This window comes from Lysinibacillus sp. F12 (assembly GCF_057773605.1).
Genome location: NZ_JBYMLP010000002.1, coordinates 821,064 through 844,492 on the forward strand (window position 1 = coordinate 821,064; position 23,429 = coordinate 844,492).

The 23,429-nt window shown below is 37.2% G+C and carries 19 protein-coding genes; 5 read left to right on the forward strand and 14 right to left on the reverse strand.

The genetic code is table 11. The annotated features are described in order from the left end of the window. Positions 1 to 90: 90 nt before the first annotated feature. The 6 genes from AC3CH7_RS11140 to AC3CH7_RS11165 form a co-directional block, all read right to left on the reverse strand. Complete coding sequence (locus AC3CH7_RS11140) at positions 91 to 2,130, reverse strand: cellulose biosynthesis cyclic di-GMP-binding regulatory protein BcsB (RefSeq protein WP_197225059.1); 2,040 nt, start codon at positions 2,128 to 2,130, stop codon at positions 91 to 93. After that, complete coding sequence (locus AC3CH7_RS11145) at positions 2,130 to 3,401, reverse strand: glycosyltransferase family 2 protein (protein ID WP_036162843.1); 1,272 nt, start codon at positions 3,399 to 3,401, stop codon at positions 2,130 to 2,132. Before AC3CH7_RS11145 ends, AC3CH7_RS11140 begins: the two co-directional genes overlap by 1 nt. Next, complete coding sequence (locus tag AC3CH7_RS11150) at positions 3,394 to 4,836, reverse strand: hypothetical protein (RefSeq protein WP_488381746.1); 1,443 nt, start codon at positions 4,834 to 4,836, stop codon at positions 3,394 to 3,396. The genes AC3CH7_RS11145 and AC3CH7_RS11150 overlap by 8 nt, the downstream gene beginning before the upstream one ends. Further along, positions 4,826 to 5,683 carry a diguanylate cyclase domain-containing protein gene (locus tag AC3CH7_RS11155; RefSeq protein ID WP_031416996.1) on the reverse strand — a complete coding sequence of 286 codons (858 nt, stop codon included), beginning with the start codon at positions 5,681 to 5,683 and terminating at the stop codon, positions 4,826 to 4,828. Before AC3CH7_RS11155 ends, AC3CH7_RS11150 begins: the two co-directional genes overlap by 11 nt. Next, a complete protein-coding gene (locus AC3CH7_RS11160) occupies positions 5,664 to 6,725 on the reverse strand; it encodes a hypothetical protein (RefSeq protein ID WP_230591262.1) in 1,062 nt (353 codons plus the stop codon). Before AC3CH7_RS11160 ends, AC3CH7_RS11155 begins: the two co-directional genes overlap by 20 nt. A 274-nt stretch (positions 6,726 to 6,999) precedes the next feature. Then, entirely contained in the window at positions 7,000 to 7,536 is a 537-nt protein-coding gene (locus AC3CH7_RS11165; protein ID WP_012295209.1) for a hydrolase, read from the reverse strand. Between the two features lie 513 nt (positions 7,537 to 8,049). Here AC3CH7_RS11165 and serC point away from each other — a divergent pair. Further along, positions 8,050 to 9,138: a 3-phosphoserine/phosphohydroxythreonine transaminase gene (gene serC / locus AC3CH7_RS11170; RefSeq protein ID WP_012295210.1), complete on the forward strand. Its 1,089-nt coding sequence runs from the start codon at positions 8,050 to 8,052 to the stop codon at positions 9,136 to 9,138. A gap of 267 nt (positions 9,139 to 9,405) precedes the next feature. Further along, a complete protein-coding gene (locus AC3CH7_RS11175) occupies positions 9,406 to 9,765 on the forward strand; it encodes a hypothetical protein (protein ID WP_031417000.1) in 360 nt (119 codons plus the stop codon). Positions 9,766 to 9,835: 70 nt separating this feature from the next. On the opposite strand, the gene AC3CH7_RS11180 is transcribed toward AC3CH7_RS11175, so the two are convergent. From AC3CH7_RS11180 to AC3CH7_RS11190, 3 genes are read right to left on the reverse strand one after another with little or no spacing between them, the layout of a single operon-like run. Continuing rightward, the gene (locus tag AC3CH7_RS11180; protein ID WP_012295212.1) at positions 9,836 to 10,264 is read right to left on the reverse strand and encodes a Fur family transcriptional regulator; all 429 of its coding nucleotides are present in this window, start codon (positions 10,262 to 10,264) and stop codon (positions 9,836 to 9,838) included. Continuing rightward, positions 10,261 to 11,124 (reverse strand): metal ABC transporter permease, encoded by an 864-nt coding sequence (locus tag AC3CH7_RS11185; RefSeq protein ID WP_031417001.1) that lies wholly within the window; start codon positions 11,122 to 11,124, stop codon positions 10,261 to 10,263. Before AC3CH7_RS11185 ends, AC3CH7_RS11180 begins: the two co-directional genes overlap by 4 nt. 14 nt (positions 11,125 to 11,138) lie before the next feature. Then, complete coding sequence (locus tag AC3CH7_RS11190) at positions 11,139 to 11,885, reverse strand: metal ABC transporter ATP-binding protein (RefSeq protein ID WP_012295214.1); 747 nt, start codon at positions 11,883 to 11,885, stop codon at positions 11,139 to 11,141. Between the two features lie 164 nt (positions 11,886 to 12,049). On the opposite strand from AC3CH7_RS11190, the gene AC3CH7_RS11195 reads away from it, so the two are divergent. Continuing rightward, positions 12,050 to 12,286, forward strand: a complete 237-nt coding sequence (locus AC3CH7_RS11195; RefSeq protein WP_012295215.1) for a Nif11 family protein — start codon at positions 12,050 to 12,052, stop codon at positions 12,284 to 12,286. 49 nt (positions 12,287 to 12,335) lie between these two features. On the opposite strand, the gene AC3CH7_RS11200 is transcribed toward AC3CH7_RS11195, so the two are convergent. Then, complete coding sequence (locus AC3CH7_RS11200; RefSeq protein ID WP_197225062.1) at positions 12,336 to 13,229, reverse strand: deoxyribonuclease IV; 894 nt, start codon at positions 13,227 to 13,229, stop codon at positions 12,336 to 12,338. 12 nt (positions 13,230 to 13,241) lie between these two features. Continuing rightward, a complete protein-coding gene (locus AC3CH7_RS11205; RefSeq protein WP_031417008.1) occupies positions 13,242 to 14,543 on the reverse strand; it encodes a DEAD/DEAH box helicase in 1,302 nt (433 codons plus the stop codon). A gap of 293 nt (positions 14,544 to 14,836) precedes the next feature. On the opposite strand from AC3CH7_RS11205, the gene AC3CH7_RS11210 reads away from it, so the two are divergent. Next, a complete protein-coding gene (locus AC3CH7_RS11210; protein WP_036216916.1) occupies positions 14,837 to 15,892 on the forward strand; it encodes a 2,3-butanediol dehydrogenase in 1,056 nt (351 codons plus the stop codon). A 49-nt stretch (positions 15,893 to 15,941) separates the two neighbouring features. Here AC3CH7_RS11210 and kdpC read toward each other — a convergent pair whose 3' ends face one another. The 3 genes from kdpC to kdpA are packed head-to-tail and all read right to left on the reverse strand — an operon-like array spanning position 15,942 to position 20,372. Then, positions 15,942 to 16,586, reverse strand: a complete 645-nt coding sequence (gene kdpC / locus AC3CH7_RS11215; protein WP_325881699.1) for a potassium-transporting ATPase subunit KdpC — start codon at positions 16,584 to 16,586, stop codon at positions 15,942 to 15,944. A 12-nt stretch (positions 16,587 to 16,598) separates the two neighbouring features. Then, on the reverse strand, positions 16,599 to 18,662 hold the full coding sequence (gene kdpB / locus AC3CH7_RS11220; RefSeq protein ID WP_488381747.1) for a potassium-transporting ATPase subunit KdpB: 2,064 nt from the start codon (positions 18,660 to 18,662) through the stop codon (positions 16,599 to 16,601). A 15-nt stretch (positions 18,663 to 18,677) separates the two neighbouring features. Then, positions 18,678 to 20,372, reverse strand: coding sequence for a potassium-transporting ATPase subunit KdpA (kdpA, locus tag AC3CH7_RS11225; RefSeq protein ID WP_036162141.1), 1,695 nt, complete (start codon positions 20,370 to 20,372; stop codon positions 18,678 to 18,680). A 367-nt stretch (positions 20,373 to 20,739) separates the two neighbouring features. On the opposite strand from kdpA, the gene AC3CH7_RS11230 reads away from it, so the two are divergent. Then, positions 20,740 to 23,427: a sensor histidine kinase gene (locus tag AC3CH7_RS11230; RefSeq protein ID WP_197149946.1), complete on the forward strand. Its 2,688-nt coding sequence runs from the start codon at positions 20,740 to 20,742 to the stop codon at positions 23,425 to 23,427. The last annotated feature ends 2 nt before the right edge of the window (positions 23,428 to 23,429 follow it).

Sequence of the window (23,429 nt, forward strand, 5' to 3'; positions counted from 1 at the left end):
TTTACTTCATTTTTTTAAAAAAGACTGTAGGCAAACTCAAAATTCAATGAGTTTGACTATAGTCTGACGCAAAGTCGCTTAACCTCGCTTTTATTGTTTCACTTGATTTTTCTTTCTTTTCCGAAGGCTGACATATAAAATCACTGCAATGATCATTATTAATCCTACAAATTCTGCAATTAGGATAAATGAAATTTCTCCTTTTTTATCCGTTTTTACATCATTTTTATTAACGTTTTGATTTACTGCTACGACAAACTGTCCTTCTTTTGTTTCAATCGCTGCACCTGCTTGCGAATCAGTCTCTTTCAGGTGTGCAAAAAAGTCCCCTTTTACAGAAGCATTCTCTAACGTTTGAATCCACAATAACGGCCGCTTTTTCTGCCAGAAGTTCCTAGTCATATAAGCATATTGTCCAATTGCCTCAGGTAAAAAGCCTTGTTGGATTAACTGCTCCGATGAATGTGGAATATGGGTACCATTTTTGGAAAGCCATTTGAGCTGCTTCATGTCCCCCATGAAAATGACCGCATGCTTTTGTAAATCTTCTTCTGTGACGTCTTTGTCATTCATAAGCGTGATGTTAGCCATTTTACCATTCATCATTAATGCTTTATACATTGATACCATCGTGACATCATCCATGCTTTCATTATCAGGAACCACCATTAATGTATGATCATGAAAGGAATTCGGAAAATCACGTAGAGTAAAGGTCGGTTCAGCTACATCTTTAGTAATAGATAAAGTACTATCACTATCTATATATAACCAATAACGTTCATTCGTCGTTTCACATGGATCCTCTAATTGAAAGCCTGTTACTTCGAACTGAATATCTGTCATGGATTGTTGATTAAGAACATTGGTTTGAATAGGTAGTAAAGCTTCATACATATCTGTAGTAGTTTGCTTTATCTTTCGTACATCTACCGAGTGTGGGACATTATTAATATAAGCAATCAATTCAAGTTTCCGATCGTCATCTTCATAATGGTCCGGTATACTGGCTGATTTCTTTAATATTAATCGCATGACCGCTTCTTTATTAGCCTCTAATTGTGGCAAGGAAACATAATAACGCGGGGTCATCGTTAATTGACTAGACAATGTTTGGCTTTCAAAGCCAAACTGCTTAAAGGAAATCGTTGTATCTGAAGTGCTGTCTATTTTCGGTAAATCTTTAATAGCTAATGTATTTCCGATTAATTGCTCGGATAATCTAGACTCTGTTAAAAAGGATAATCGTTCCTCAATCGCTTTAGCACTATTAGAAGTCACAGCCAAAATAGGGAGCCGGCGATTGGAATCTGTATTTAGTAATTCCTGTATAGATAATGTCATGGTGTCGTCACTAACATTGATTTTAGCTAATACATTTTTAATTAAGCTTGTACTAAATTCCTGTTGTGAGCCTACGATAACAATAGGACCAGACACTTGATTGACCGCATCTTCCCGTTGTATCTGTACATTCGTATCACCATGCTCCGATAAATAAGCAGCGAGCTGGTATCCACTATTTAAAGTCGCTCCAGAAGCTTTCTTTGGTAAAATAACTGTTGTTTCATATCCCTCATAGCCCAAAAATGCAGTTGGATAATTAGCTAAGGTCCATGCAGGGTTCTCCTCGCTAAAGGCGGAAATGGAAGATAGGATATCGATACGTAACCAATTACCTGCATTACCAGGTGGCACACAAATACCTTCTTTTAAAATCCCATAAAAACTTGCAGTAATCTTGTGAGTCCCTTTTAATAAAGCCTCTTTCGGAAGATTTACCACAATGTTTTGCTTGAGCGAATCGGCTTTTAATGGCACCGATATAATCGCTACATCATCCACTTTTACGGTAAAGGAGGATGGTGCTATAAGTAGCTCTGAATGTTGAATTTGAAAGGTTACCTGCTGGCCATTTTGTTTCACATCATCTACTAGATTATAATAAAAATCTCTCGACGAAGAAGGTCCCTGTAATTCAATGGGCTGTGATAATAATGGCTTGTTTTGCTTCTGATTACCTTCTATTGCCATTGTATTATCATCTACGGTAATGGTAGCCGCAACAGCGTCGTTTGTAAAACATAAAAAGCCTATAAAAGTAAGTAGATAGAAAAATTTGGCTCTCATTATTCCGCTCCTTTATCTGTTTGCTTTGAAAATCGTTCAGTTTTATACCATTGCACTTCTTGTCCGGTAAACATGCGCTTTATTTCTAAAAATAATGACCATACGACTAATACGATCCACATTTGAGAATAAGTAAAATACATAAGAATGACATATAAAAAATTCTTTTTATTCATTTCAGTTTTTTCAATACTTAAAGTAATCATTACTTCTCCTAGAAATAGTAAAAAGGCTAGTACCCATAAAACAAGAGCAATATCACCTACGGTTAAACCAATGTCATAAAATAAATTAATAACAAATAAAGCATTGGATAAAATAACGCCAAAGAAAAATAAAAAATATGTGAAGAAGAAGTAAAATAAATCAAATATAATACTTTTTCTTTTTAAGGTGAAAAATTGGCTTAAAAACTTCAGAACCACATATTGATTGCCCCTTGCCCACCTTGTTCGTTGTTTCCACCAAACTTTTAATGTCTCTGGCTCCTGCTCCCAAGTAATAGCTTTTGGGAAAAATCGAATATGATAGCCTAAATTATAGACACGGATGGTCAGCTCAGTGTCCTCTGCTAATGCTTTGACATCCCATCCACCTAACTGCTCTAAAACTGTACGGCGGATTGCAAAATTAGTACCAGGAATGGTCGCTACTTTAAACCACTTCCAACGACCTCCCTGAGCCATCCACTGGAAGCAAATCGTCTCTATATTAATAAACCTTGTCAACCATGTTTCAGCCGCATTGATGACACGAAACTTCCCTACAGTTGCAGCAGCTTTAGGGTCATTCATGAGACCCATTACTAAATACCAAACTGCCATGCGTTCAGGTGTATTATCGGCATCATAGACCACTACAATGTCTCCTGTCGAATCCGCTAACGCAGAATTTAATGCCGAGGATTTACCCTTCCCTTTGTTCGGCTCCACGGTTTCAATGACTCGCATAAATGGAAACTTTTCAGCATACTGCAAGGCAATATTTCCAGTTTCATCAGAGGAATTATCATTAATAACAATCACCTCTAATTTATCTTTTGGATAATACAAACGAGACATAGCCCGTAAAGTTTGCTCAATTACGAGTGCTTCATTATGAGCAGGAATAAAAACACTGACAGAGGGTACATCGGTCATTTTTTTAGACCATTCATCGATCGGTTTTTCAAATAAACGAAAATGTAAATAGCCTCCCTCCATTAAAAACATATGGTAGAGCAGCATAATCCAAATGAGGAAAAGTGAAATAAAAAATAAAAGATTAGCCAGTTGTCTTCCTCTCCTCAAATAATCTCTTACGCAATGTGATTCGTAAACGTAAGGTGCTTATAAAAAATAATGTAACAAACAAAGAAACAATAAGGACAAGTACCCATAAAATTAATTCGAATGGCCGTTCATCGAATACAATTTTTAAACGCTCTGTTTTAGAAAAAGTTAGGTCAATGGTCTGTTCACCATCTTTATGTTGGACGATTGTAACATTCTCTGACTTTACTTGTTGGTTTGTTTGTCGGAAATTCATGAGTTCTAGCTGAGGATGCCCTTTTAGCACATCAACGAGTTCTTGAACATAGGATGCATTTACATAAGCAGGGTATTGAATGCCGATCATTGAACTGGGAACCTGTAATAAATAATCTATTTTTTGTTTCACAGTATACAAAGGATTGATGTCTGTATCAGAAATGCTTCCCACCGTCATTGGATAAATGGTCCGGTTGTCCATTTGTTTAATATAGAAGGATTGACCTTCTTCCTCGATACTTCCTTTAAATAGGCTACTCCCTTCACGGCTTATCGCCGGATAAATTTTCCGGAGTGCTAAATATTCAAGACTTTTTTCAGGTGATGTAGAGGAAGAAAGGATAAAAGGATAACCTTCAATTTGTAGCTTTTGTAAATAACTTAATAATTTTTTATTATCATGTAAATAATATATATTTTTTTCAAATTTATCCAATAATATAGGTGTTACCTCAAGAGCAATAGGCACACTATTTCTAGTGAATTCCTTTACTACCTTTTCTAACTTTTTCACATCTGTTTTCATATTAATATCTGATAGTACAATAAAAGCAGGATGTGACTGAGGCTTGGGTAATTGCAGCAAGTCACCCATAACACTAGGCCATTGATATTGTAAAGTCCCTCTATTGACAAAATCTCCGATATAAGCCCAATTGTTCTTTTTAACGATGAAAGGATACGATTCATTCGTGGAAGAAGCCCTATTCATGACTTCGAAATCAGCAGATGGTAGAACACTTTTCCATTTCACAGGATTGTCTAAACTCTCTCCCCCAATTGTTCGTAGCTCCACTATTTGACCTTGCTGCCATTTAGCAAAGGGACTGAATTGAAGAGCATTCTCACCAATTAGAATCGCAGAACCCTGAAAACGATTCACCGCTGCTAGAGCCTTTCCAGGAATAGCTGTTGGATAAGCATTTAAAATAACCAGGCGTTTATATCGTTGTAGCATCTGTTCATCTATTTCTTCAATCGCTAAAACATCCACGGACGTATATACTTGAAGCATTTCTTGCAATGCCATTACATCAAGATTTGGTTGTTGAGTACTTGTAACAAAGATTAATGCTATATCTTTGTCATCTTGGACAGCAAATACAGTCTCACTTGATATGAAAGTATAAAAACAAAGCATTCCAATGGCGAACCATAAGTTGTATTTAGAGCGCACTTGTTTTCATCTCTCTTTCTAATTCTGTTAAAAAATCATCAAATGTTGCTTCCATCAATGGACGATAGGTAATAAAGCTTGTTTTATAATTAAGTGTTACCCATTTGCCATTGACCAATTGATGGTTTTTTAATGCTTGATCTAGTTTGTCATAAATAACTTCCATATGCTGTTCTGTTGTATCGATTAATAGCAAACCTATATGGTTTTCACGAAAACGAAACTTTTTATCAGTTTGTCTGACCGTTTGTTGAATTCGTTGTGAAAGCTGTTGCCATAAATGCTGTACCTCTTTCGCACCATACAGCTTTTGGAATTTATCATAATTTTCAAGCTTTAAAATCATAAAGACAAACGTATGTTTATGTCGGTCTGACCTACGCATTTCTTCATTGACACTTATACGCATTCTCGTTTCATTATCAAATCCTGTTTCCACATCAATGGCTACATAATTTCTAACATCGTCTTGCAGTTTTTTTAAATAGTTTCTCTGTTCTCTCATTAATTCATGCACCTTACCAGCACAAAGAATGAGGATCAATAGCAGAATCCCATAAGCGAAAAACATTTGCATGGAAAAAGTAGTGTTTAGAAAAATGACGGCTCCTGCTATTCCTGTATATAGTAATGTAGAGCCCGTTATAAAAATAAAGATAAGGCTACTAACAAGCCCAAATACAGTCCCCCTCCAAAGGGTAAGTACAATGAGAATCATTAAAAAAATATATAATAATATGCCTTCAGCATCCTGACGGAGTAAAAAATAAGCTGGTATTTGTAACAATAAAATGAGTAACGTTCCATAAAGCAAAATAGCTCTATTTCTATTCATTGTGGTACGCATTTTTTACCTCCCTTTCTGCTAATAGTGGTAGCAAATTATCAAAACTATGCGTTAACTTTGTATTTTTATCGACATAACCTGATGAAGGATCTTTTAGTGCTATCATCTTCTCCATGAACTGCTGAGCTAATTGCTGTTCATTTAACGCCAGCATATATCTTGCTGCCATGGCATAAACAGCGGGCGATTCAAAGGTAACGGTCGGTTGATTTGTTTGAGCACTATAACGACCATAGAGTCTGCCATCTCTTTTCAAAAGCTTTAACAGCCAGTTTTTAAATGGAATTGTGTCCCCATCCATCGAAGCAAGATGATAGGCTGTATATAATTGATCAATCATATGCAATTCCTCGTCGAACACATAACTTTTGGAGGAAAGGTCAAAATATTTTGGGAAAAATCCTGCCTCAGCTATAGGAGCATTTTGTAAAATATCTAACTGATATTGAACTTGTTGTGGAGATAATAGGTCATGCTGTTCCATCTTCTGAAAAGCAGAAGGCATAATATAGCTTATGGTTAAAGTAGTTGCTTTATCATGACTGCTGACATCCACAAAATCGACAAACAGCTCTTGATTCATCCCATACTGAACCAAATTTTCTCCAATTTTTTTACCCAATTGTTCATAATCTGAATCATGCCACTTCTCACTTGCATCTAGTAACACTCGAATAATACGTAGATCATCGATTAGTGCATTCACAGAAGCTTTTTTAGTATCTTCTAATCGCCATACAATAAAGTCATTTGACAAAAAATACAATTTCAATACATCAACCTGTTCATCAAAACGTGCATGATCACCTTTTTCTACTAGATAAGCAAGCCATAGCCCAACCGATTCAGATAAAAATACATCCTTTTGGTTAGCTAAATCTGTGCGTAACAATCCTTTTTCATTCATTAAATCTTCAATGACAAATTGTTCCGTCTGCGAAATTGCGGGTTCTTTTTGTAATGCTACCTCATTTCCATTACAGCTTATTAAAAGAAAAACAACACTAGTTATTAAAAAAAACCATTTTAAAATTTTTATCATTGTCATCTTCCTCATTAAGAGTTATTTTTCTATAATGAAACCAGATTTTATCATGTAGTATACTACAATTAGAATGGCTAAGATTTTATATGAGTAGAATCATACTTTAAATATACTCTAAAAAAAAAATGCCCAAACGAGGTCTATAGACCCATCAGGCATTACACAATTATTCTACAAAAACTATATTTTTTTAATTTCCTTTTTAAAGCAAGATTGTAAATTGTCATTCCTATTATTTTTGATACAGACCAATGGGTACAACTTATTGGTATCACTTCACAAGCTGTAAGATTGTTTTAAAATGTTCATGGTCTGCTCGTTGCAAAAGTTCATATAAAATCATTTCCATACTCGTTGGATAAATACCTAGGGCACTCATTTTAGCTAATCCGACTTCCTTATTGGCCTTTGTTCGTGAAGAAACAGCATCTACCACTACTTCAACTTCAAATCCTTGTTCTTTCAGTTGTCTAGCTGTTTGGTATACGCAAATATGCGTTTCAATGCCCGTAACAATAAATTGAGAACGTCCACTTTCCTTTATTGCTTTCACAAATTCGTCTTCTTCCCATGCACTAAAAGCCATCTTAGCAATAGCTTGTCCTTGTAAATGTTGTGCTATATCGAGTGCCGTACCGCCTAAACGACTTGGGTTTTGTTCTAGCCATAAAACAGGGACTTTCAGTGCTTCCATTGCTTGTATCAGCTTAGCAATATTGGCAATCGTTGCTTCACTTTCATCAACAATCGTTGCTAGCTTTCCCTGCACATCTACGACTACTAAACAAGCATTTTCTACTGTAAACATTATGAACACCCCTTTACTATTCTCAATCTATTATACAAAAACTTACTAGGTAATGGGTTAATTTCATACATTTTCATGCATCGTCTTCATAAATAATCGTTTTATTTTCTAGTCTATCCTTTTCTATAACTCCAACAAGAATGACTTTTTCTACAGATACAAAATCCGAACATTAAACCGTTCGAAATCGACTGAATTTATTTTAATTACGAAAATTCTAACTTTATTACCTATGAAATTATACTTTTTGTTCGTATTTGAATTAAAAACGTCTGTTAATTGTGTACATTTTGTTGCGAGGCTGTCGCTATTCTGCTCAAATATTAAGAATTTTATTTTTTCTCTTGAAAATTAAGTTATAATCCAGTAAAGTTCTGTTATCCCGCTTTAATGGTCCTATTTGCTAATGATTGTTCTTAGACGATTAAAGCCCGATCAGTACAGTGTATATTCAGCAGTTCATAGCCACTGGATAAAATTTCACATATTAACCAAACAAGGAGTGTACCCACTTTGACACAACGTGCATACAATTTCAACGCAGGTCCATCTGCTCTACCCCAAGAAGTATTAGAAAAAGCTCAACAACAATTAGTAGACTTCCGTGACTCAGGTATGTCGATTATGGAAATGAGCCATCGTAGTGCCATTTTCGATGAAGTACATAACGAAGCTATCGCCTTATTGAAAAAGCTATATGCAATACCTGAAAATTACGAGGTGCTATTTTTACAAGGGGGGGCTAGCCTCCAATTTACAATGGTGCCAATGAACTTCCTATCTACTGACCAAAAAGCAAGTTATGTATTATCAGGCTCTTGGTCTGAGAAGGCATTCAAGGAGGCTAAATTTTTCGGTACACCTGTGGAGGCTGCTAGCACGAAAGACAACCAATACCGCAATATTCCTGCCCTAGCAGACATTCAGTTCGATGAAGATGATGCCTATGTGCACATCACTTCTAATAATACTATTTACGGTACACAGTGGAGAGATTATCCAGATACGGGAAATGTACCATTAGTTGCCGATATGTCTAGTGATATTCTTTCTAAACCAATTGATATTCAGAAATTTGGACTTATTTATGCAGGTGCTCAAAAAAACCTAGGTCCTTCAGGTGTTACAGTTGTTATTATACGCAAAGATCTTCTTGAAAAAGCAAATAAAAGTATTCCAACAATGCTTAAATATACAACACATGCTGATAGTAATTCTTTATATAATACACCACCTACATTTGGTATCTATATGCTAGGCGAAGTGTTGAAATGGGTAGAATCTAATGGTGGAGTCACTGCAGTTGAGAAGCGCAATGAATTAAAGGCTAAAGTTATTTATGATGCGATTGACAATAGCAACGGCTTCTATAAAGGCCATGCCACTCCAGAGAGCCGTTCACTTATGAATATTACATTCCGTGTAGCCGATGAGGAGCTTGAAAAACAATTCCTAGCGGAAGCAAAAGCAGCTGGCTTTGTAGGGCTAAATGGCCATCGTTCTGTAGGTGGCTGTCGTGCGTCAACTTATAATGCTGTGCCATTAGAGGCTTGTGAAGCTTTAAGAGACTTTATGGTCGATTTCCAACAAAAACATCAATAATGTTATGAAAAATGACGATGAGTTACGTTTCTGTAATGACTCGTCTTTTTTTTGTTTCCAATGATAATCTATCCCCATACAAATATCATTATTAGATTTTTATAGCAAAATTTACTTTTAGGACTTTGCACAATGCCAAAGTTTTAGAGAAAAATATAGATTTTTATGCGGACTATCGGACAGATTACCAGCCTCTATCTATTTACTAAACATAGATTATTACTGTAAGGATACTCTTACGAACATAGAGGAAGGGAGGTCTGAACGATGGAGGATAGACGATATACAACACAGATGAACTGGCAAGGTTGTAAATGTCCAAAAAAGGAAGAGAAATGTTGTCCACGAAAAGAAGAAAAATGCCCTTGTCAAAAAGAAGAAAAATGTACACCGAAAATGAGCAGCAATTGTAGAGGCTGTATTTGTCAGCAATTAAGAAAATTAGAGCTAGCTACTACACTAGACATCTTCTTATCTGGAGGTATTAGCTTCTTAGGTGTGACTTTCATTTCTTTCGATCCAAGAAATTGCTGTGCTTACTTCCTTGAGCCTGGTGCGGCTGCTGCTTCACCTTTAATTGTAGACTGTAATAAAATTGTTGCGATTCGTAGAGTAGCAGTAGCTTAATAAAATTAGAGAGGGTACATTCCTATAAGGAACAACCCTCTCTTTTACATAAAAAAACTCTGTCCATTTTTTAAGGTGACAGAGTTTCTTGCTTACAGTCCGGGCATTTCCCATATATTTCAAACTTATGATTTTCAATTTCATAGTCAGGTAGTTTTTCTCCTAACATTTCCATCGGACAAAGATTGAGCTCTTTTACATTTCCACAATCCATACAAATAAAATGATGGTGATGATGTGCGGATTCACAGTGCATTCGGAAATTACGTTCTCCAGATAGCTCTGTTTCCTCTAAAATCCCTAGCTTCACAAATGTAGCAAGGTTGCGGTAAATGGTATCAAAACTCATTCCCGGAAAATCCTTCTTTAAAACATCCAATAAATCACGGGCGGTTAGATATTTATCTGTTGCTGCAAACATATCTAATATTAACTCCCGCTTATCTGTTTTTTTAAAACCATTTTCTTTTAAAATTTCCCACGCTCTTGAAACATTCATTGTGCTACCTCCCCTTGCTTCGCAGCCATTTTAAATGCTACTTTCTTTCCAAGAATCACAAGTAGCAATATCAAAATCGAAGTGACAACAATTGTACCTCCCGGCGCTAAATCCAAATAAAACGCACTAATCAGACCGATTAATACAGCCGTTTCACCAAAAACAATAGCATAAAAGATAGTTTGCTTAAAGCCTTTTGCTAATCGCATAGCTGCTGCAACCGGTAACGTCATTAATGATGATACAAGTAAAATACCTACAATGCGCATACTTGCAGCAATGACAAGGGCAGTCACAATCATAAACAATAGATGCACCCATCGTGCTGGAAGGCCGCTTGCTTTTGCATACTCTTCATCAAAGGATAAAACAAATAATTCTTTAAAAAATAAAAACAAAAAGAGGATGACGACAGCAGCAATTCCAATCACTACCCAAAGATCTTGGCGGGATACAGCTGATACTGAGCCAAACAGATAACTCATTAAATCTGTGCTAAAGCCGCTGGCAAGCGATATAAAGATAGCGCTTATACCTATACCGCCTGACATAATGATGGGTATAGCTAACTCCTCATAGTGCTTATATAAACGTCTTAGACGCTCAATTAAAATAGAACCACTAACAGACGCTAAAATCCCTAGATAAATAGGGTTGAGCAACGCTAAGGCGGTCACAGATTGGCTAATATATAAGCTCCCTGCTATTCCAGCAAGTGTGACATGTGACAAAGCATCGGCAATAAGCGATAGCCTTCGTACTACAATAAAAACGCCTAATAGTGGGGCAAGTATGCCAATTAATAATCCAGAGAAAAAGGCGTTTTGTAAAAATTCATAATGTAAAATTGCTTCAATCATTGTGCCTTCTCCTTCTAATGAATCTTTCTCACAGAATGGCCATACCAAGCATCTAGCGCACCCTGGGAAATATTATCAAATTCATTTTTGTAGCCATGGAAGTGAATCGTTTGATTTAAACAAGCCACATGGCTAATGCGATTAGATACGGTATCGACATCATGTGTGACAAGAATCATTGTAATTCCCTGTTCCCGATTTAATTTCGCCAGCATATCATAAAATGACTGCACGTTCTCGTGATCAATACCAACAGTCGGTTCATCTAAAATAAGTAATTTGGGATCACTGACTAAAGCTCTCGCAATAAACACTCGTTGCTGTTGTCCACCTGATAATTCACCAATATTACGATGTTCAAATGCATCCATACCAACTGCCTTTAACGCTTCTTGAACTTTTCCTTTAGCTTCTCGTCCAGGTCTTTTAAATAGCCCTAATTTTTTCGTTAATCCACTTTTCACGACCTCTTGCACGGTTGCTGGGAATCCTGAATTAAAGGCATTGGATTTTTGTGAAACATAACCGATCCATTCTCGATGTTTAAACGTTGCACTTGGTTCACCAAAAAGCTTTATTTCTCCCGAAAGAGGCTTCAATAAACCTAAAAGGATTTTTAATAACGTTGATTTCCCCGAACCGTTTGGGCCGAGTAGCGCTAAAAAATCGCCCTCTTCTACACGAAAGGAAATATTTTTTAAAACTTGTGTATAGTCATATTGAAATGACACATTTTCAATGTCAATTAATGTTGTTTTCATGCATGATCGCTTCTTTCTAATTCAAAATCATTACGATTTACAAGTTGTAAGTATATAGGAAAGTGCAGTTTTTGTAAAGAAAAGAAGATGTCTATTCTTTTTGAATGAGGAAATGGCGACCGTTTAAAGCATTTGATTAACCATATCATAAAGGAGGATTGACTTTGAGTATTCAATTTTTACAGCAATTGGCACAAAGCACGGATAAGGAAATTGTCGCGATTGCTCGTGAAGAGGGCTTTGACATTACAACTTCTGAAGTAAAAAAGCTTCGGCCTTATTTGGAGCAATTCTCATTTTCCTGGCTTTTTTTAGGCATTCCTAAAGATATTTTAGTTGAAGTGGAGGCTGTTTTAGGAAGAAAGCGCTCTCGTCAGCTAATCGCACTTTTTACAAAATAACGTAATAAGGCCCAACATCAGCACTGTGGCTGGATGTTGGGCTTCTTTGTTAGCCTTTTAAAGCCTCGATAAGCTCAGGCTTAAATGTACTGCTGCGCAGCATCTCAATTTCAGCTTTGTATGGAGCTGATTTTGATTTGGCATCACTAGCAAGTGGAACGAATGGTGTTTCTAAAATTTTAGGAATCGCCATTAATTGTGGATGGTGCACAACATAGTTCAAGGCATCAAAACCAATGTGACCAAAGCCGATATTTTCGTGACGGTCTTTAGCAGCGCCTCGCACATTTTTTGAATCATTAATGTGCAGAACTTTGATGCGATCAACACCTATTAATTTATCAAATTCGTTGAGAACACCATCGAAATCCTCGACAATGTTATAGCCAGCATCGTGTGTATGACAAGTATCAAAGCATACAGAAAGACGTTCGTTATGAGTGACACCGTCTATGATTTTAGCTAACTCTTCAAAGGAACGGCCACATTCTGTTCCTTTCCCTGCCATTGTTTCTAATGCAATTTGGACGGGATAATCTTGCGACAATACTTCATTTAAGCCTTCAATAATTTTGGCAATCCCTGCATCTGCCCCAGCACCCACATGTGCACCAGGATGCAAGACAATTTGTGTTGCCTCTAATGCTGCTGTACGTTCAATTTCCGACTGTAAAAAATCTACACCGAGTCGAAAAGTTTCTGGTTTTTCCGTATTGCCAATATTGATGATATAAGGAGCATGAACAACAATATTAGTCATGCCATGCTCTTTCATATGAAGGAGACCATTCATAATGTTCAGATCGGCAATCGCTTTCCGACGTGTGTTTTGTGGCGCTCCTGTATAGATCATAAATGTATTAGCTCCGTACGATAATGCCTCTTTACTAGAGCCAAGTAACATTTCTTTCCCACTCATCGAAACATGTGAGCCAAGTAGCATGTAAAAGCCCCCTTATTTTTTTCCTCTCGCTTTTAAGCGGCGTTCGCGTTTTTTAATTTTTTCCATTTCCCATTTCATATTACGCTTATAGCCTGGTTTCACCTTTTTAGGTTTACGCACCAACGCCTTCGCTTTCACATCTATTTCATTCTCTTGTTTAACACGATTTTTACGGGCATGACGCTCTTTTAACTCAGACCATTCTCCATTTTTAACGTCCATTTGCACAAATGGAATACCCATTTTTTCCACACGTACTACTGCATCCTCTTCAGATGGCTCAAATAATGTAATGGCTGTTCCTTTATTACCTGCACGAGCAGTACGTCCTACACGGTGAATAAAGAATTCTAAATCCTCAGGGATTTCATAGTTAATGACATGAGAAATTCCTTGAATATCAATTCCACGTGCCGCCAAATCTGTTGCAACAATATATTGATATTCGAGATCACGAATTTGCTTCATCATTTTCTTACGATCACGTGGGCTTAAATCACCATGGATTTGTCCACAACGGATACCATGCTCATTTAAATAACCAGCAACATGCTCAGCCGATTTACGTGTATTTGTAAAAATAACAGCCAAAAATGGATTGATGCCTTCAATGACTTCTAATAAACGTTTATTACGTGATTTAGAACGAACAGGTACAAGCATAAAATCAATGCCCTCTGCCACAGGTCGTTTATCGTTCATGTGTACATGGACAGGTGCGTCCATATATTTTTTTAAGAAAGGCTGTAGCTTTTCTGGGATTGTTGCTGAAAATACGAACATTTCAAGTTTCTCTGGCATTTGAGATGCAAATCCATCAATTTCCTCAATAAAGCCCATATCGAAAGCTAAATCTGCTTCATCAACAACTAGAATTGGTGCCGTATGCACAAATAACGCTTGTGCTGAAACAAGGTCACGAATACGTCCAGGTGTTCCAACAACAATTTGAGGTTGCGTTTTTAACTTATCAATAGAGCGTTGTTTGTCCGTACCCCCAATAAAAAGTTTTGCCTGTATAGCTGTTCCTTCTATTAATTGATTCAATGCATCATAAATTTGCTGTGCCAGCTCACGTGTAGGAGAAGTAATAACGGCCTGTACTTCCTGTTTCTCTACATCAATACGTTGAACAATCGGAATTAAAAAACTATGTGTTTTCCCTGTTCCTGTATGTGCCTGTCCAATGGCACTCTTCCCTTTTAATATTAATGGAATAATTTCTTTTTGAATTGGTGTCGGTTCTGTAAAGCCAAGTTCTGCAATGGCGTCCTGCAAAAATGGCTGAAAATTATAATCAGTATATTTTGACATCATTCGTTCCTCCTAACATCTTTTTTCATTGTACCATGATTCGAACTTTAAGGTATATTTACATCCTATTCTTACAAGCATAAACATAATTTTATCGTTTTATGATCACTGTAACAAAGCCCTTATCAAAGGTACTTGAAATACGGAGAATATGCAATCAAAAAAGCGCTGTATCAATACTCGAAAAAGCTGGGTATATGTAAATTTTATGTCAATTTATAGGGAGCTAATGATTAGCATTATTCCCACATGTTATGATAGAGCTGTAAGATATTATAGGAGGTTGATAGATGATGAAAGCAGCAAGATGGTATAAAGCAAAAGACATCCGTGTAGAAAATATTGATGAACCAGTCATTGCACCTGGAAAAGTAAAAATTAAAGTACATTGGACAGGAATTTGTGGTAGTGATTTACATGAATACGCAGCTGGTCCAATCTTTATTCCTGTGGAGCAACCTCACTATGTAAGTAAAGATATCGCGCCAATTGTAATGGGACATGAATTCTCAGGCCAAGTAGTTGAAATTGGTGATGGTGTAACATCCGTAAAAGTGGGAGATCCTGTCGTAGTTGAACCGATTCTTTCCTGTGGCGAATGTGCTGCCTGTAAAAAAGGTAAATATAATATTTGTAAGCATTTAGGCTTCCACGGTCTTTCAGGCGGTGGTGGTGGATTCTCTGAATTTACAATGGTAGACGAAAAATTGGTTCACAAAATGCCCGAAGGACTTTCCTACGAGCAAGGCGCATTGGTCGAACCTGCAGCGGTAGCCCTACACGCAGTACGCCAAAGTAAATTAAAAGCAGGCGATAAAGCAGCTGTCTTTGGAACAGGTCCAATCGGGCTTCTTGTCATTGAAGCGTTACGTGCTGCAGGCGCGTCAGAGATATATGCCGTAGAGCTTTCAGCAGAGCGTGCCGCTAAAGCATTAGAACTAGGTGCTACAGCAGTGATTAATCCTAAAGAGGAGGACGCGGTAGCTCGTCTACATGAATTAACAAATGGTGGCGTTGATGTAGCATTTGAAGTAACAGGTGTTCCAGTAGTATTACAGCAAGCTATAGATTCCACAACTTTTGAAGGTGAAACCATTATTGTTTCTATTTGGGAAACTGACGCATCTATTCTGCCAAACAATATCGTACTAACTGAGCGTTCTGTTAAAGGTATTATTGCTTATCGCGATATTTTCCCAGCAGTGATGGAATTAATGAAGCAAGGTTACTTCCCTGCTGATAAACTTGTAACAAAACGTATAGCTCTTGAAGAGGTCGTAACAGAGGGCTTTGAGGCATTAATGAAAGAGCGAAACCATATTAAAATCCTTGTTAATTCACAAGCTTAATATATAGAAAGACAGGTAGAGAAAACTTCTCTACCTGTCTTTCATTTTTTTAATCCTTAGTACTCTCCATTTTTTTCATAATATCTATATTCGCCATAAGGAAGTTCACCTTATGTTCTCCCAATACTCCAAATGTACGTTTTTCTATATTTGCCTCTATAATTTTATTAATGTCTTCCTTAGAAAGCCCACTTGCTTGGGCAATTCGATTCACCTGTATTTGTGCTGCCTTCACACTAATATGGGGGTCCAACCCTGAACCTGAGGCAGTCATTAGATCCGATGGTATATCTTGCCGTTGTACGGTTGGATTTGCAAGTAAAAACCTCTCGATATCCCCCTCTATTCGTTTCTTCAATTCTGGATTGGTTGGTGCATAGTTAAATGTACCTGAGCTTACACCACTATAGTTCACCTGGTCATTGTCATCTGGTAGCGTATCCTCTGTCGTATAAACATTATAGTTAACGGATGAGACACGCCCCCAGAAATATTCTGGAGCGTTAAAGCTTTGACCAATTAATACAGAACCAACCGCTTGATCGTCCATTTCTATTAAACTGCCATTTGCTTTGTGAGGAAACACCCCTTGAGCTAAGGCTGTCACGGCAAACGGATATATTAAACCACATATAATGAACATGGTTATTGTCACAAATAATGCCTGCTTGGAGTTCTCAATAATTTTTCGCATACAGCTTCCTCCCTATAATCCAACTATACGAAATAGTGGTCCTACTAGTAGATCAATGATCTTAATGCCAATAAAGGGGGCTATTATTCCACCCATACCATACACAAGTAAATTTTTATTTAATAATTTTGCAGCACTCATTGGCTTATACTTTACCCCTCTCATGGCAATTGGAATAAGCAATGGAATAATGATTGCATTAAAAATCAAGGCAGAAATAATGGCACTTGTAGGTGAATTGAGATTCATAATATTTAGTGCCTTCATCTCAGGCACAGCGATCATTAGCATAGCTGGAATAATGGCAAAATATTTTGCGATATCATTTGCAATACTAAATGTGGTTAAGGCACCGCGAGTCATTAGCAATTGCTTGCCAATTTCTACAACTTCAATAATTTTAGTTGGATTTGAATCTAAATCTACCATATTCGCAGCTTCCTTTGCTGCATTTGTTCCTGAATTCATAGCAAGCCCTACATTCGCCTGTGCCAGTGCAGGCGCATCATTCGTCCCATCACCAGTCATAGCTACAACCTTACCCTGTGCCTGCTCATCTTTAATCACTTGAATTTTATCCTCAGGCTTACTTTCTGCAATAAAGCTATCTACTCCTGCTTCCTTTGCAATAGCTGCAGCAGTAAGTGGATTATCTCCCGTACACATAACCGTTTTAATCCCCATTGCACGAAGCTGGTCAAATCGCTCCTTCAGTCCAGCCTTGACGACATCCTTTAAGTAAATTACGCCTAGAATTTTATCATTTAACGCTACTAACAGTGGTGTCCCCCCAACAGAAGAGACTTGTTGAACCAATTGATCTAAATTGCTAGGAATGCTATGCCCAGCTTTCATACTTTCTTTTTTGATCGTATCAGAGGCTCCTTTTCGAACTTTTGTGCCATCGACTTTATCTAAACCACTCATGCGTGTCTGTGCTGTAAATGGAACATGCTTACTTGACTTAATAATCATTTCTTCACCGTCTGAATTGACCCCTAATTCGCAGGCCAGTGATAAAATAGATTTCCCCTCTGGTGTATCGTCTGTTAGTGAACTAAGCCATGCAGCTTGAATTAAATCCTGACTTTCCACTCCTTTAACGGGTAGAAACTCAGCCGCCATACGATTTCCATAAGTGATCGTTCCTGTTTTATCTAAGATTAACGTATCCACATCTCCACATGCCTCTACCGCTCTGCCAGACATCGCTATAACATTAAATTGTGTTACGCGGTCCATTCCTGCAATACCAATCGCCGATAATAATCCACCAATCGTTGTCGGTATTAAACAAACGGTCAGGGCAATTAGCGTAGCGATAGAAATCGGTACATTTAAATAAGTTGTCATAGGATATAGTGACACCACAACCAAAAGGAAGATAATTGTTAAACTTACTAGAAGTGTATTGAGTGCTATTTCATTTGGCGTTTTCTTTCGACTGGCTCCTTCAATAAGCGTTATCATTTTATCTAAAAATGATTCACCAGGCATGGAAGTGATTTCAATCATCAGCCAATCACTTGTTACCGTCGTCCCCCCCGTCACTGACGAGAAATCTCCTCCCCGTTCTTTCACTACAGGAGCTGATTCACCAGTAATTGCGGATTCATCTACAGTAGCAATTCCATCAATGACTTCACCATCATTAGGAATGATCTCTCCAGCTTGAACTAATACAATATCTCCTTTTTTTAATTCATGGGCCAATTTAAAAATTTCAGAACCATCATGAAGCAAAACACGTGCCTGTGTCACTGTCTTTGTTTTTTTTAATGTTTGAACCTGTGCTTTCCCTCTCCCTTCTGCAATCGACTCTGCTAAATTTGCAAATAGAATCGTAACAAAAAGGATAATAGCTACAATCCCATTATATAATCGTGCATGTTCTCCCCCCTCATCACCAAACAAATTTGGAAAAAGAACTAACAGTAACACAAACAAAAACCCTACCTCTACGACAAACATAACAGGATTTTTCAGCATATATAGGGGGCTAAATTTTTTAAAAGCTTCTATTAATGCTCTTTTTAGTATGATGCCAGTCATAAAACTTTTTCTTACTGTTTCCATATGTGTCTCTCCTCATTAAGAATAAAGTTGTAAATGCTCGGTAATTGGACCAAGTGCTAAAGCTGGTAAAAAGGTCAGCGCACCAATCATCAAAACAATAGCAACTAGTAAAAAAGTAAAGGTAGTCGTATCCGTTTTTAATGTTCCTACTGAATCACTATGCCTTACTTTATTAGCAAGTAAAGAGGCTATAGCTAATTGAATAATGATGGTTAAATAACGACCAAAGAACATAGCCAGCCCTGTAGTTACATTCCAAAATGTTGAATTATCCGCTAACCCTTCGAAGCCAGAGCCGTTGTTGGCTGAGGCGGAGGCGAATTCATATAGTACTTGTGATAATCCATGTGCCCCTGGATTCGTTATTCCAACTATTCCAGATGGTGTCGCAACCGCAAGTGCTGAAAATAGCAAGATAATAGCAGGATGAATTAGAATACAAAGAGCAATTAACTTCATTTCTTTTTCTTCAATTTTTTTACCTAAAAACTGTGGAGATCGACCAATCATTAAACAGGCAATGAAAATGGTAAGTAAAACATACATCATCATGTTCATCAGGCCAACTCCTTTACCACCGAACACAACATTGAGCATCATATTAAACATAGGCACTAGACCACCAAGTGGCGTTAATGTATCATGCATGTTGTTAATTGACCCTGTAGTAAATGCGGTCGTAACGGTCGTAAATAATGCTGATTGCGCTACTCCAAAGCGCATTTCTTTGCCTTCCATACTCCCAAGCTCCTGCGTAATGCCGAGTTCACTAATGAATGGATTACCTGCCTTCTCTGCTATGTACACAGTCACTAATCCCACGAGGAACAATATACTCATCGCAGTAAAAATAGCTAGCCCCTGTTTTCCAAAAATAGTTTTCTTTTTTCTGTAGGCGACCATCAGACTAAAAGCAACGACACATGCCCCTGGTAATAACATCATAGATAATATCTCTACTATATTTGATAGAACAGTTGGATTTTCAAAAGGTGTGGTTGAATTTGCTCCATTAAAACCGCCACCATTTGTCCCTATATGCTTAATAGATTCAAGAGAAGCAATAGGTCCAAGTGCAATATCTTGTAACTTGCCCTCTATTGTTTGTACTGTTTGATTGCCCTCAATGGTTTGTGGTGATCCTTGTGATACTAAAATAAGAGCCACAACAATGGAAAAAGGCATTAAAATGCGAGTAATAACACGAACAAAATCGACAAAAAAATTACCTATCGTATCTGTTTTAGCAACCAATCTACGACAGAAAGCCATACAAGCTGCATAACCAGTAGCTGCTGATGTAAACATCATAAAAGTAATGACTAGCATCTGTGATAAATAACTGAGTCCAGATTCACCACTATAATGTTGAAGATTTGTATTCGTTATAAAGGAAATAATCGTGTTAAATGAAAGGGTAGCTTCCATGTTGTTAATGTTATTTGGATTTAAAACTAGTAATGCTTGAATGCGTAGAATGATATACCCTACAAACACCATCATGGCATTTGAAATAATTAATGAAAGTACATATTCTTTGCCCGTCATATTAACGCGTTTAATGCCGCAAACTTTATAAATTGCTGCATCGACTTTATCTAATAGAGGATCGAGCCATGTTTTTTGTTGCAACGTTACCCGATATAAATAATGACCCGTTAAGATAACGAGCGGTAAATAAATTATGAATACGATGGCTATTTGCCACATATTGTGTCCCCCCTGCCTTTAATAATCTTCTGGATAAAGTAATGCATGCCCTAAATAACCAAACAGAAATACGAGTACAACTCCCATAAAAATCCACATTTGCTATCCTCCTCATGACTCTTCTACTAGTTTGTAGCACCATACTGTTAACGCTAAAACGCAAGCGAAGCTTATAATCAATAAGCCCATCATAAAAAAATCCATCAATCGTAACACCCCTTCTCCTTAAGGATGCTCTCATCATACTGACTTTCAAATTAATGTAGTGTTAGGAAATCTTCTTTTCTATTAAGAAAGGATAAAGAAGTAGAATCTTTACACTTTCTTTATGAAAGTTAAGGCTATAATACAAATGAGGTGAAAGAGGATGGAAAATACACGTCCAACTCCAGAGATGTTTCTTGCGAGGCTTCAACAGGAGGAACATTCTATAGGGAAATTAAAAATCTTTCTCGGCTATGCTGCTGGGGTAGGTAAAACTTACGCTATGTTGGATGCGGCACATCAGGCGAAAAAACTCGGTAAAGATGTAGTGGTTGGCTATGTGGAACCGCACCCTCGTCCAGAAACGTTAGCATTACTAGAAGGACTTGAGCAAATCCCTACAAAGAAAATAACCTATAAGGGGAAAATTTTTCAGGAATTAGATATAGATGCGGTATTGCAGCGCAAACCAGAAATTGTCCTGATTGATGAATTGGCCCATTCTAATGTTCCAACAATGCGACACAAGAAGCGTTTTGGAGATGTTGAAGAACTACTTGCTAAAGGAATTCATGTTTTTACAACTGTAAATATTCAACATATTGAAAGTCTTCATGATTTAGTGGAAGAAATCACTGAGATTAAAGTGCGGGAGCGTATTCCTGATTATTTAATCGATCAAGCCGCGCAAATAAAGGTTGTCGACATTGAACCAGACGAATTAATTCAACGTCTGCAAGATGGGAAGGTATATGTCAAACAACAGGCAGAGAAAGCTTTAGATTCATTTTTCCGTAAGCAAAATTTAGTATCGCTACGGGAAATCGCATTACGGCGAACAGCCGATACCATCAACTATCAACAATTAAACAGTAATGAATCTGTCAGAAACTATGTACAAATCGAAGAACACTTACTTGTAGGTATAAGTAGTTCTCCTACAAATGCAAAAGTGATTCGGACTACTGCAAGACTTGCTCAAGCATTACATGGCAAATTTACCGCTCTTTATGTTCAAAACATGCAGGCGCATGAAAGAAATCATGCTGATTCTGAACGCCTACAACAGTATATCAAGCTAGTAGAACAGCTTGGCGGTCATGTTGTCATTGTTCAAGAGGATGACATAGCTGCAGCCCTTGCCAACTATGCTCAAATTAGTGGTGTTACTAAACTTGTCATCGGTCGATCAAGTATGAGAAAAAAATGGTGGCAGCCTAACGCGAAAATTAGTGACCGTCTGAATGAATATGTGCCCAACTTATCTATACACATAGTACCTGATCAAGAAAATGAACAATTTTACTTTCCTCGTATAAAAAATAAACTGGCATTTGAATGGCTGGATCTTTTTAAAATGTTTATTGTATTTAGCGTAATATCCATAGTCGGCTTATATTTATATTCAATTGGTATTAGTGAGCCAAATATTATAACTATTTATATTCTAGGTGTTCTCATTCTTGCTATATGGTCATCAGGTTGGCTCATGAGCATCATTAGTTCCATCGTTGCTGTCTTACTTTTTAATTATTTTTTTACTGAACCACGGTTTTCATTTGATGCGTATCATCGTGACTATCCTATGACTTTTTTTATCATGTTTCTTTCTGGAGTAATTACAAGTAGCTTAACGAAGAAGATCAAGGAGCAAACGATTATAGCTATACGGAAATCTTATCGAATGGAAGTACTCCTTGAAACAAATCGTAGACTCCAACATGCGAAGTCAATTGAGGAAATTATTACGGAAGGTATGTCTCAAATTGTCAAATTAGTAGAAAAACCTGTGCAATTTTTTGAAATAGACAATCGGGTAATTGGGAAATCTACTTTTTTTCGTAACGACAAAATATCTACGATTGAAAATCAAAAAATAGCTACGCTTTTCAATAACCCAAACGAGCATGGCGTTGTGAACTGGGTGACGAATAATAAGCATGTAGCGGGTGTATCTACGGATATATTTCCTGAAGTACATGCTTACTATATACCCGTTATTTCTAATGGAAATGTTAGAGGGGTGATTGGTATTGCACTGTCTAAACTACTACCATTACCTGCATTTGAACGCAATATTTTACACGCTATCATTAATGATTTTTCATTCGCGATGGATAAATGGTATTTACAGAAGCTCCATGAAGAAGTAGCGCGAGAAGCTGAAATGGAACAGATGCGTGCTAACCTTTTACGGGCAATATCCCATGACCTTCGAACACCACTCACTGCTATTTCTGGAAATGCGGATATCTTACTGAACAACGCACCATTAATACCCGATATTGAAAAAAACAAATTGTATGAGGATATTTTTAATAATTCGAAATGGCTTGTACAAATGGTAGAAAACTTATTAGCTGTTTCTAGGCTAGAGGATGGACAATTTGCTTTAGAAATGCAGTTGGAATTAGTAGAAGATATCATTCAGGAGGCTCTTTCCCATGTTGTTCACCAAAACAGTTCACATAAAATATCTTATCAAATAGAACCAGAATTTTTGCTAAGCCTAATGGATGCTAGATTGATGATACAGGTTTTCATCAATATCATCGATAATGCATTGACTTACACCCCTCCAGGCAGTGATATAACTATTTTGGTGAAGGAATGTGATGGTTTAGTAAACTTCAGTATTTCAGATAATGGACCTGGAATTGATGATTCCTTAAAAAGTAGCTTGTTTGAGCCGTTTACAACTGGCAAGGTACAACGCAGTGATAGTAGACGAGGGCTCGGTTTAGGCTTAGCACTGTGTCAAACCATTTTAAAATTACATGGTAGTCAGATAACTGTTTCTGATAATAAACCTCAAGGAACCATTTTTAACTTTTCACTGAAAAAGGAGTAAGA

Excerpts from the sequence above, each read along its gene's own strand:
- AC3CH7_RS11205 (WP_031417008.1), bottom strand. The coding sequence starts at position 14,543 with ATGTCAAAATATACTGATTATAATTTTCAGCCATTTTTGCAGGACGCC.
- AC3CH7_RS11140 (WP_197225059.1), bottom strand. The coding sequence starts at position 2,130 with ATGAGAGCCAAATTTTTCTATCTACTTACTTTTATAGGCTTTTTATGT.
- AC3CH7_RS11185 (WP_031417001.1), bottom strand. The coding sequence starts at position 11,124 with ATGATTGAAGCAATTTTACATTATGAATTTTTACAAAACGCCTTTTTC.
- AC3CH7_RS11175 (WP_031417000.1), top strand. The coding sequence starts at position 9,406 with ATGGAGGATAGACGATATACAACACAGATGAACTGGCAAGGTTGTAAA.
- kdpC (WP_325881699.1), bottom strand. The coding sequence starts at position 16,586 with ATGCGAAAAATTATTGAGAACTCCAAGCAGGCATTATTTGTGACAATA.
- AC3CH7_RS11180 (WP_012295212.1), bottom strand. The coding sequence starts at position 10,264 with ATGAATGTTTCAAGAGCGTGGGAAATTTTAAAAGAAAATGGTTTTAAA.
- AC3CH7_RS11200 (WP_197225062.1), bottom strand. The coding sequence starts at position 13,229 with ATGCTACTTGGCTCACATGTTTCGATGAGTGGGAAAGAAATGTTACTT.
- kdpA (WP_036162141.1), bottom strand. The coding sequence starts at position 20,372 with ATGTGGCAAATAGCCATCGTATTCATAATTTATTTACCGCTCGTTATC.
- AC3CH7_RS11165 (WP_012295209.1), bottom strand. The coding sequence starts at position 7,536 with ATGTTTACAGTAGAAAATGCTTGTTTAGTAGTCGTAGATGTGCAGGGA.
- kdpB (WP_488381747.1), bottom strand. The coding sequence starts at position 18,662 with ATGGAAACAGTAAGAAAAAGTTTTATGACTGGCATCATACTAAAAAGA.
- AC3CH7_RS11155 (WP_031416996.1), bottom strand. The coding sequence starts at position 5,683 with ATGCGTACCACAATGAATAGAAATAGAGCTATTTTGCTTTATGGAACG.
- AC3CH7_RS11210 (WP_036216916.1), top strand. The coding sequence starts at position 14,837 with ATGAAAGCAGCAAGATGGTATAAAGCAAAAGACATCCGTGTAGAAAAT.
- AC3CH7_RS11230 (WP_197149946.1), top strand. The coding sequence starts at position 20,740 with ATGGAAAATACACGTCCAACTCCAGAGATGTTTCTTGCGAGGCTTCAA.
- AC3CH7_RS11160 (WP_230591262.1), bottom strand. The coding sequence starts at position 6,725 with ATGATAAAAATTTTAAAATGGTTTTTTTTAATAACTAGTGTTGTTTTT.
- AC3CH7_RS11190 (WP_012295214.1), bottom strand. The coding sequence starts at position 11,885 with ATGAAAACAACATTAATTGACATTGAAAATGTGTCATTTCAATATGAC.